Below are 9,690 nucleotides of genomic sequence, written 5' to 3' on the forward strand. Positions count from 1 at the left end.
ACAACGCTTACTATTGTCAGCGTTGTAAGTTCGAATAACTAAATTTAAATTTAGATTCTCACTTAAGACTTCTAAAAGAATTGCTGGTTTATTTTACTTAACTTATTTTCTGTTCAATTTTCAAAGACCATTTTCTTCATCGCTCTCAAGCGACTTCATTATCTTACTATTAAAATCTATTATTGTCAATATTTTTATTATTTCTAATAATTCTTTTAATTTAGCTTGTTCCTCGCTGGAACGTTATTAATAGTACCACCTATAATAAGACTTTTTTCTACAAAATATACTATTTATCTTATATTATTCTTTATATACTTATTAAACCTCATTATTTCTAAAATATAATACTATTGACACACCAGGAGGCTTTGTTTGAAATTATGAGAAAATTTTATTCAATTTACAATGCACAATTCACAGTTCATATTTTTTAGGATAAAGGTATCAGAAACATATGTTAGATCTTTTATAAAAATAATAAATATATAAGTAAAAACTTAATTCGTCTTTAAATAAAACTTATCTTATATATTGATTAACTTCTAAGTTTCAAATAGCAAACATTAAATACTTGGTGAAGTTCACCTCATTTATATTTGAACTTAATATGAAAACCTATATGCTTAAAATCGTCTAGAGTAAACTCTTCTTAATTTTTAATTATAGTCTACACCTAGTACTTGTTATCTGATAAATATTCCTCGTCACCAATAAAATGAAAGTAACTGCGAACTATGCCTTGTGAAGCATGGACTATTAAATTATCTTATTTCTTTGTATTGTTACTGGATAATTTATAGTTCCCCTAATTTGTTGATTTCCATTAACTACTGTTCCCTTATCAGCGATAACCATATCCATTATTGCCTCTTCTCCAATTATACTGTTCTGCATTATTACACAATTTTCTAATTTTGCACCTTTTCCTATAACAACTCGTCTTCCTATAATGCAATTTTTAACTTCTCCTTCTATATACGATCCATTTGCTATTATAGAATTTGATACTAAACTTATATCAGTATATTGTGTAGGTGGCTCATCTTGTGATTTTGTATATATTGGTTTTAAATTATAAAATAATTCTTTATTTATATCTTGATTTAATATATCTAAATTAGTATCAAAATAAGATTTTATTGAATTTATACAAGCTAAATATCCGTTAAATTTATATGCGCCAACTTTAAAATCATTAAGCCTGGATGCTATATAGCTTTTTATTTTTCTATGAATCCCCGTTTTTATGCATTCATGTATCATTTTAATAAATAAATGTGTCTCCATGATATACATTTCCATATTTATTTTTGCATTTTTCTCTCTTCCTATATTCTCACCTATACTAATTACTCTATTATTATCTTCTATATTAACTACTTCACACTCTAAAAATTTTTTATTTGCATCATCTACATCCTTATATATTATAGTAATATCATTTTTAGATTTTTTATGATATTGTAAAACTTTATTATAATCTATATTACAAATCATATATGATGGGCTTATTAATACATATTCCTTTTTACTTTGCTCTATGAACTCTATATTATCTAAGAAATTATGAACATCATCATAGTTTGGATCATAATCTCCGAAATTAAATACTCTAAGTCCATCTTTCTTTCTATGCAAATCCCATGGCCTTCCATTAGTAAGATGATTTATTAAGGATCTTGATTTATTTGCAGTAAATATTCCTATTCCTTCTATTCCTGAATTAGCCATATTAGATAATACAAAATCAATTATCCTATATCTTGCTGAAAGAGGTACTGATGCCAAAGTTCTATATCTTACTAGCTCTCCCATTCTACTTTGGTTTTCATCTAAGTTTATTATTCCCAAACAATTATTCATTCTTATTTACCCCCTTAAAGATTAATTACTTTTCTATCTAAACATATTTCCTTAAAATCTATGGCTGATTCATCAAGTAAGTATTGATATGCACCAATAACTTCTATACTTTTACTATCTCCTACATGACAATTATTATTTATTATTGCATTACTTCCAATTATGGACTTTTCTATAATAACATTATCTCCTATTTGTACATTAGTCATTATTACTGAATCTTTAATTATTGTATTTTTACCAATATAAACACCTTGAGATAATACAGAATTTTCAATTTTACCGTTTATTATACATCCTTCTACAACTAAAGAGTTTACTATTTTAGCCTCTTCTCCAATATAGTGTGCTGGTCTAACTTGGTTTTGTGAGTATATCTTCCAATCACTATCATATAAATTTAAATCATTATCTATTTTTAATAAATCCATATTAGCTTCCCATAAACTTTCGATGGTTCCCACATCTTTCCAATATCCTTTAAATGGATATGCTATTAATCTTCTTCCATTATTCAACATATTAGGTATTATATCTTTTCCAAAATCATTACTTGAATTTTTATCTTTTTCATCTTCCCTTAAAAACTTTTTTAAAATTCTCCAATTAAATATATATATTCCCATAGATGCGTTAGTACTTTTAGGTACTTTAGGCTTTTCTTCAAATTCATATATTGAATTATCTGCCCTAGTATTCATTATTCCAAATCTACTTGCTTCCTCTATTGGAACATCTATAACTGCAATTGTAGCATCTGCATTATTTTCTTTATGAAAATCTAACATTCTATCATAATTCATTTTATAAATATGGTCTCCTGATAAAATCAAAACATACTCAGGTTCAAATCTATCTATATATTCTATATTTTGATAAATAGCATTAGCTGTTCCTTTATACCAATCTCCACCTTTCTCTTCCTGATATGGAGGTAATATAGATACCCCACCATCTCTTCTATCTAAATCCCATGGATCCCCTATTCCTATATGAGAATTTAAATCTAATGGCTTATATTGAGTTAGTACCCCCACAGTATATATTCCTGAATTAGAGCAATTGCTTAAAGGAAAATCGATGATCCTATATTTTCCTCCAAAGGGCACTGCAGGTTTTGCCATATTTTTAGTTAATATCCCTAATCTAGACCCTTGTCCACCTGCTAAAATCATTGCTACAATTTCTTTTTTCCCCATATTTTATCCCCTCTCTTCTATCCCAATCCTAATTAGACATGTATTATTTATTAACATTATTAAATGATAATTCATCATATATCCTTATATATTCCATAGCGGACTTTTCCCAGCTATTATCGGAGCTCATAGATTGTCTTACAATACTATTCCATTTATTTTTATCTTTATAGATTCCTAATGCATATTTAGTTATATTAAGAAGCTCATCAAATCTATAATTTTTAAACCCAAACCCATTACCTGTTCCTTCATATTCATTATAAGGAACCACAGTATCCTTTAGCCCACCTGTTTCTCTTACAATTGGTACACTTCCATATCTAAGCGCTATTAATTGCCCAAGACCACAAGGTTCAAATAATGAAGGCATTAAAAACATATCAGAAGATGCATAAATTTTATGTGCTAGTTCATTGCTAAATCTTATATTTGCACTAACCTTCTTAGGATATCTATTTTGAAAACTTTTAAATCCATCTTCATACATACTATCACCAGTTCCTAATATAACAACCTGAACCTCCTCTTTTAATAATTCTTCTAATATATTTATAATTAAGTCACATCCTTTTTGATGTGTTAACCTAGATACTAGACCAATCATAGCTACATCTTTATTTACAGGTAATCCTAATTCCTTTTGTAAATTTTCTTTATTGATTGATTTATTTTGAATATTATCAATACTATATTTAGAATATATATATTTATCCTCTTCTGGATTATATTCTTCATAATCTATTCCATTTACTATACCCTCTAGTACAGAACTTCTATATCTAAGAAGTCCATCTAGCTCTTCTCCATATTCAGGAGTCTTTATTTCCTCTGCATAACTTTTACTTACTGTAGTGATCTTATCTGCATAATTGATTGCACCCTTTAAAAAGCTTACTGCTCCATAAAGCTCTAAGCTACCATTATTAAAAGCTTCGTAATCATACCCAAATAGCTCAGGCAATACTTCTTTACTAAACATACCTTTAAAAAATAAATTATGAATTGAAAATATTGTCTTTATATTTTTAAATTTTTCTTCTTTTATATATTCTAATTTATGAAGTACTGGTACCATTCCAGTTTGCCAATCATTACAATGTACTATATCTGGTACCCAATCTATATGCTTTATAAACTCCAAAACAGCTCTATCAAAAAATGCAAATTTCTCTCCATCATCATAATATCCGTATAATCCGCCTCTTTTAAAATAGTACTCGTTATCTAGCAGATAAAATTGTACCCCATCATATTCATACTCCAAAATACCACAATACTGAGTTCTCCATCCTACATTTACACTGAAATTATCAATATATGTTAAACTTTCTTTAATTTCTTTTTTTATATCTCTATAATTTGGTATTACTACCCTTACATCAACACCTAAATCTTTTAAAGCTTTAGGTAAAGCCCCTATAACATCTCCAAGACCTCCTGTCTTAATAAATGGATGCGCTTCTGATGCAACTATTAAAATATTCAATCTCATTCCCCCTTTTAATGCTAGCTCTTATACTTGTTTTCTAAAATTATTTCTTTATTTACTAGCAAATTAATATCTTCATTTAAATCACTTATAGATAATATTATTGCTGCCATAGGTGGTATTTTTAATGATATAGAGTACTTCCTATTATGATAACTTATATCTTCAGATTCTATTATTTCTTCATTTAATTGATTAGAACCTCCAAACTCTTTATTATCAGAATTAAATATTTCTTTATATTTTGCATTATATGGTACCCCTACTCTAAAGTCGTAATATACCACTGGAGTAAAATTACATATAAATACTAATGTATCTTTAATATCATTCCCTTTTCTGATGAAAGAAAAAATACTTTGATTAGAATTATCAGCATCTATCCATTCAAAACCAGTATTATCGTAATCTAATTCCCATAAAGCCTTATTTTCCTTATAAAAGTTATTTAAAAATTTACAATAATTTTGTGTTAACTTATGCATTTCAAATTTATCTATTAACTCCCACTCTAGCTCTTCATATTCTCTCCACTCTATAAATTGAGCAAATTCATATCCCATAAATGTTAATTTTTTTCCTGGATGACCCATCATATATGCTAAATATAGTCTTAGCCCGGCAAACTTATTCCAATAATCTCCCCACATTTTATCAACTAATGACTTTTTGCCATGAACAACTTCATCATGTGATATCGGTAGTATAAAGTTTTCTGAATAGTTATACATCATGGAAAATGTCATCTTATTATGATTATGTTTTCTATATATTGGATCTACTTCTACATATTTTAACGTATCATTCATCCACCCCATATTCCATTTAAAATTAAATCCTAATCCGCCATCTTCAATTGGCTTGCAAACACTTGGCCATGAAGTAGATTCTTCAGCTATCATTAAAATATTTTTAAATTCATTAAATATTACCTTATTTAGCTCCTTTATAAAACTTATTCCTTCTAAACAACCATCACCCCCAAATTTATTAGTTTTCCATTCACCTTCTCCTCTTCCATAGTTTAAATACAACATATTAGATACAGCATCAACTCTAAGTCCATCTATATGAAATTCTCTGAGCCAAAATAATGCATTTGATATTAAGAAGCTTTTTACTTCTGGTCTACCTAAATCAAAGTTAGCAGTTCCCCAGCCCTTATTTTCAGACTTCCACTCTTCCTGATATTCGTATGTTGGAGTACCATCAAAATGATATAGACCATGTTCATCTTTGCAAAAATGTCCTGGAACCCAATCAAGAATAACTCCTATTCCATTTCTATGAAGTACATTTATTAATTGTTTTAAACCTTCTGAATCTCCATATCTACTGGTTACTGAGTAATATCCTGTTCCTTGGTATCCCCATGATGCATCTAAAGGATGTTCTACTAGTGGCATAAATTCTACATGTGTATATCCCATTTCATTTAAATATTCAGGCAACTTATCACTTAACTCTTTATATGTAAGAAATTCCCCATTATTAGTTTTCCATGAACCTAGATGCATTTCATAAATATTTATAGGCTCCTTAAAAAGATTTGTTTTTCCTCTTTTATTTATCCACTTCTTATCCATCCATTTAAACTTACATTCGCTTTTTACAATAGAGGCAGTATTCGGTCTAATTTCTGATAATTTAGCATACGGATCTGCTTTATAGATACCTCTTTCATTATTTTTGTTTACAATGTAATATTTATATTTGGTTCCTTCTCTTAAGCCAAGAATAAATATTGACCATAAACCTTTTTCATTTACTTTTTCCATTTTAAATTCATTTATAGGCTTGAATTCACAAAAGTCGCCAACTACATATATTTCACTAGCATTAGGTGCCCAGGTTGTAAATCTTACTCCCCGTTTTCTATTTTCAACAATACAATGTGAACCTAAAAGCCAATAGCTACTATAGTTTCTACCTTCATGAAAGGAATCTATGTCTATATTTATAAGTTGTCCCTTTTTTGCTTTATTCTTTACTTCCTGTGCCATAAAAATCTCCTCCCAAAGTTAACATAATTCTTATGTTGATAATTATATCATCCAATTACATTTTATTCCATAAATTCCATAATACTATAATCTATAAAATATAGTTTTTTTTGATATATATTTACATATTTTTGATAATTAGATGTTTGTAAAACGTCTTCTAACTATGTTATAAAATTATTTAGTATGTAATTTAATTAATAATTTACAATAATCAACAAATAAATTTAAAAATAATATTTTAAGTAAAATTACTTCTAAATTACTATTAAATCTTAAATACTTAAGGTTATATTAAGATTATATTAAGACTTTTCCTACCTTTTTATTAAGTTTTTCTATCTAAAATTATTAATAGTTAGATTAAGGGAGGTAATGATTTGAAGGTTTTAGAGGTAAAAGGACTTAAGAAAAAGCTAGGAAAAAGAGAAATAATAAAAGATATATCATTCTCAATAGAAGAAGGTGAAATATTTGGATTTTTAGGCCCTAATGGGGCTGGAAAAACAACAACTATAAGAATGCTCGTAGGTCTTATCAATGCAAACGAAGGTAGTATTAGTATTTGTGGTCATGATTTAAAGACTGACACAGAAAAAGCACTAAAAGAAGTAGGTGCAGTAGTAGAAAATCCTGAGTTATATAAATATTTATCTGGAAGAGAAAACTTAATGCAAATTGCTAGAATTAGAAATATTTCTAAAGACCAAGTAAATGAAACCATAAAATTAGTAGGTCTTGAACATAGAATAGATGATAAGGTCAGGAAATATTCACTAGGTATGAAACAACGTTTAGGGCTAGCTGCATCTCTTCTTTCTAATCCAAAGCTTCTAATTTTAGATGAGCCTACTAATGGATTAGATCCTTCAGGAATATTGGATTTTAGAGAAGTAGTAAAAAAAGCTGCCAATGAAAGAGGAATGGCTGTATTTATATCATCACATATACTTTCTGAGGTGCAACATCTTTGTAATAGAGTTGCATTCATAAATCATGGAATTATAGAATCAGTAGAGAATGTATTAGATGAATCTATGGATACTAATACTGATATAATTTGTTTAAAACTACTACAAGAAATAGATATTAATAAATTATTATCTATTGAATATATTAACTCTGCTAGAAAAACTGATGATGGAATAGAAATAATCTTATTATCTAATAAAACTCCTGAATTAATTAAGTATCTTGTTAATAACAATTATGCTATACAAGAAGTATTTAAGATAAGAAAAGGCTTAGAGCAAAGATATATGGAATTAGTTGAAGGAGGAATTAGATAATGTTATTAACGCTTATAAAAAATGAATTTATTAAAATTTTTAAAAGATCTAAGACTTGGATTGTCTTTGGATTATTTATAGTATTTATTGGAATAACCGCTTTTGGTACATGGATGAATGACAAAAATATGAAAGAATGGACCTCACCTGAATATCAAATACAGCAAGCTGAAGAACAGTTAGTTCATATAAGAAATGATATAAAGAGAGCAGAAGAAGATGGTGATCAAAAATGGATTCAAAATTCTAAAGAAATAGAAACTAGTCTTTTAAAACAAATAGATATTAACAAAGAAATAATCAAAAATGGTATTTCTGAATATGCATGGAAAAAGCAGCTGGATGAATCAATTAAGTCTACCGAAAATACAATTAAGCAATATGAAGAAGATGGTATAAGGGAATGGAATAAAAGATGGTACGCCGAGTCAAAACAACAATTAGATGATTTAAAATATCTAAAAAATAATAATATAAAACCCTTACAAGGATGGGAGTATCAAGCCTTTAATTTCTTACAAATGCTTAACAGCTTTTTTGGATTAGGAGTATTAATAGCAGGAATTTCTGTATTTATGAGTGATATGGTTTCAGGAGAATGTACACCAGCAACATTAAAATTCCTACTTGTTCAGCCTGTTACAAGGGGAAAAATTTTATTTTCTAAGTTTATCGTATCAACTGTTACTGTATTATCACTAATCTTAATACCTCAACTGGTTGGAATGACAGTTGTTAATATGACAAGTGATGTTGATGCTTCAAAATATCCTGTTAGAGTTGAACAAAAATATGAAAAAGCATTTGATCAATCATCAGGTGAGATGATAATGAATCAAATTCCAGATACATCAAAAATGATTACTAACACTGAAAATGCATTTAGAACAATAGGATATCAATCATTATTTATTTTATCTGCTTGTTCTATTGTATTCATGATATCAACTCTATTTAAAAGTAGTATGACTTCCATGGCAGTTTCAGTAATATCTACTATTTTCCTATCAATAGGAACCCAAGCAATTAGCTCTATAAGAAATATTAGTCATCTTTTATTTACAACTTATGCTGATGCAGGCAGTCTAGTAACTTCTAAATTAGCATTAATGTATCAAAATCCTAAATTAACAACAACTAATGGAATAATATGCTTGATTATAACAGCAATAATAGCATATACAATAGCACATATTAATTTTATAAAAAAGGATATTTTAATATAATTCAAAAAGAGTACACCTATCAATTTTAGGTGTGCTCTTTTAATTATATAGAGTTACCCATTACTTACAGTAAAATTATCAACAATAGACATATGAAAAAGTGTTAAGGTGTGAATAACTTTCTATTTTTATAATAAAATTGTGAATAAATAAATTAACATATATAATCCATTATCCAGATTCTAAATTTTTATAATTTCTTATATAAAAAAAAGACTTAAGATAAATCTTAAGCCTTTTTGCTAACCTGGCAACGTTCTACTCTCCCACACAGTCTCCCATGCAGTACCATCGACGCTGTAGAGCTTAACTTTCCTGTTCGGAATGGAAAGGAGTGTTTCCTCTACGCCATCATCACCAGATGCTTTGATTCTCCAAATCTATGATTTGGTTATGAATCTTGTACTCCGTGTAACGGAGTTTCCTTATTCAGAGTGTTCTCTGAAAATTGCACACGAATATAAATTTAAGCCATATCTTTATTTTATTGGTCAAGCCCTCGACCTATTAGTATCAGTCAGCTAAATATGTTACCACACTTACACCTCTGACCTATCAACCTTGTGTTCTTCAAGGGGTCTTACTAGCTTATGCTATGGGAAATCTCATCTTGAG

General features: G+C 28.2%; 6 protein-coding genes and 2 rRNA genes. 2 read left to right on the forward strand and 6 right to left on the reverse strand.

What is annotated here, in order from left to right:
- Nucleotides 1-759: 759 nt before the first annotated feature.
- The 4 genes from glgD to glgB are packed head-to-tail and all read right to left on the reverse strand — an operon-like array spanning nt 760 to nt 6,560.
- Nucleotides 760-1,866, reverse strand: coding sequence for a glucose-1-phosphate adenylyltransferase subunit GlgD (gene glgD, locus AAT22_RS17180; RefSeq protein WP_016209167.1), 1,107 nt, complete (start codon nt 1,864-1,866; stop codon nt 760-762).
- A 14-nt stretch (nt 1,867-1,880) separates the two neighbouring features.
- Nucleotides 1,881-3,065: a glucose-1-phosphate adenylyltransferase gene (locus AAT22_RS17185; protein WP_016209168.1), complete on the reverse strand. Its 1,185-nt coding sequence runs from the start codon at nt 3,063-3,065 to the stop codon at nt 1,881-1,883.
- A 43-nt stretch (nt 3,066-3,108) separates the two neighbouring features.
- The gene (gene glgA, locus AAT22_RS17190) at nt 3,109-4,554 is read right to left on the reverse strand and encodes a glycogen synthase GlgA (RefSeq protein ID WP_047002149.1); all 1,446 of its coding nucleotides are present in this window, start codon (nt 4,552-4,554) and stop codon (nt 3,109-3,111) included.
- Nucleotides 4,555-4,574: 20 nt separating this feature from the next.
- Nucleotides 4,575-6,560: a 1,4-alpha-glucan branching protein GlgB gene (glgB, locus tag AAT22_RS17195; RefSeq protein WP_047002150.1), complete on the reverse strand. Its 1,986-nt coding sequence runs from the start codon at nt 6,558-6,560 to the stop codon at nt 4,575-4,577.
- A 380-nt stretch (nt 6,561-6,940) separates the two neighbouring features.
- Here glgB and AAT22_RS17200 point away from each other — a divergent pair, with 380 nt between their 5' ends.
- Nucleotides 6,941-7,849, forward strand: coding sequence for an ABC transporter ATP-binding protein (locus AAT22_RS17200; protein WP_016209171.1), 909 nt, complete (start codon nt 6,941-6,943; stop codon nt 7,847-7,849).
- Entirely contained in the window at nt 7,849-9,075 is a 1,227-nt protein-coding gene (locus AAT22_RS17205; RefSeq protein WP_047002151.1) for an ABC transporter permease subunit, read from the forward strand. The genes AAT22_RS17200 and AAT22_RS17205 overlap by 1 nt, the downstream gene beginning before the upstream one ends.
- A 245-nt stretch (nt 9,076-9,320) precedes the next feature.
- Here AAT22_RS17205 and rrf read toward each other — a convergent pair.
- Together rrf and AAT22_RS17215 are read right to left on the reverse strand one after the other, a co-directional pair.
- Nucleotides 9,321-9,437, reverse strand: a 5S ribosomal RNA gene (gene rrf, locus AAT22_RS17210).
- 125 nt (nt 9,438-9,562) lie between these two features.
- Nucleotides 9,563-9,690, reverse strand: a 23S ribosomal RNA gene (locus AAT22_RS17215); the annotation flags it as partial.

This window comes from Clostridium sp. C8 (assembly GCF_001010885.1).
Classification (GTDB): Bacteria; Bacillota; Clostridia; order Clostridiales; family Clostridiaceae; genus Clostridium; species Clostridium sartagoforme.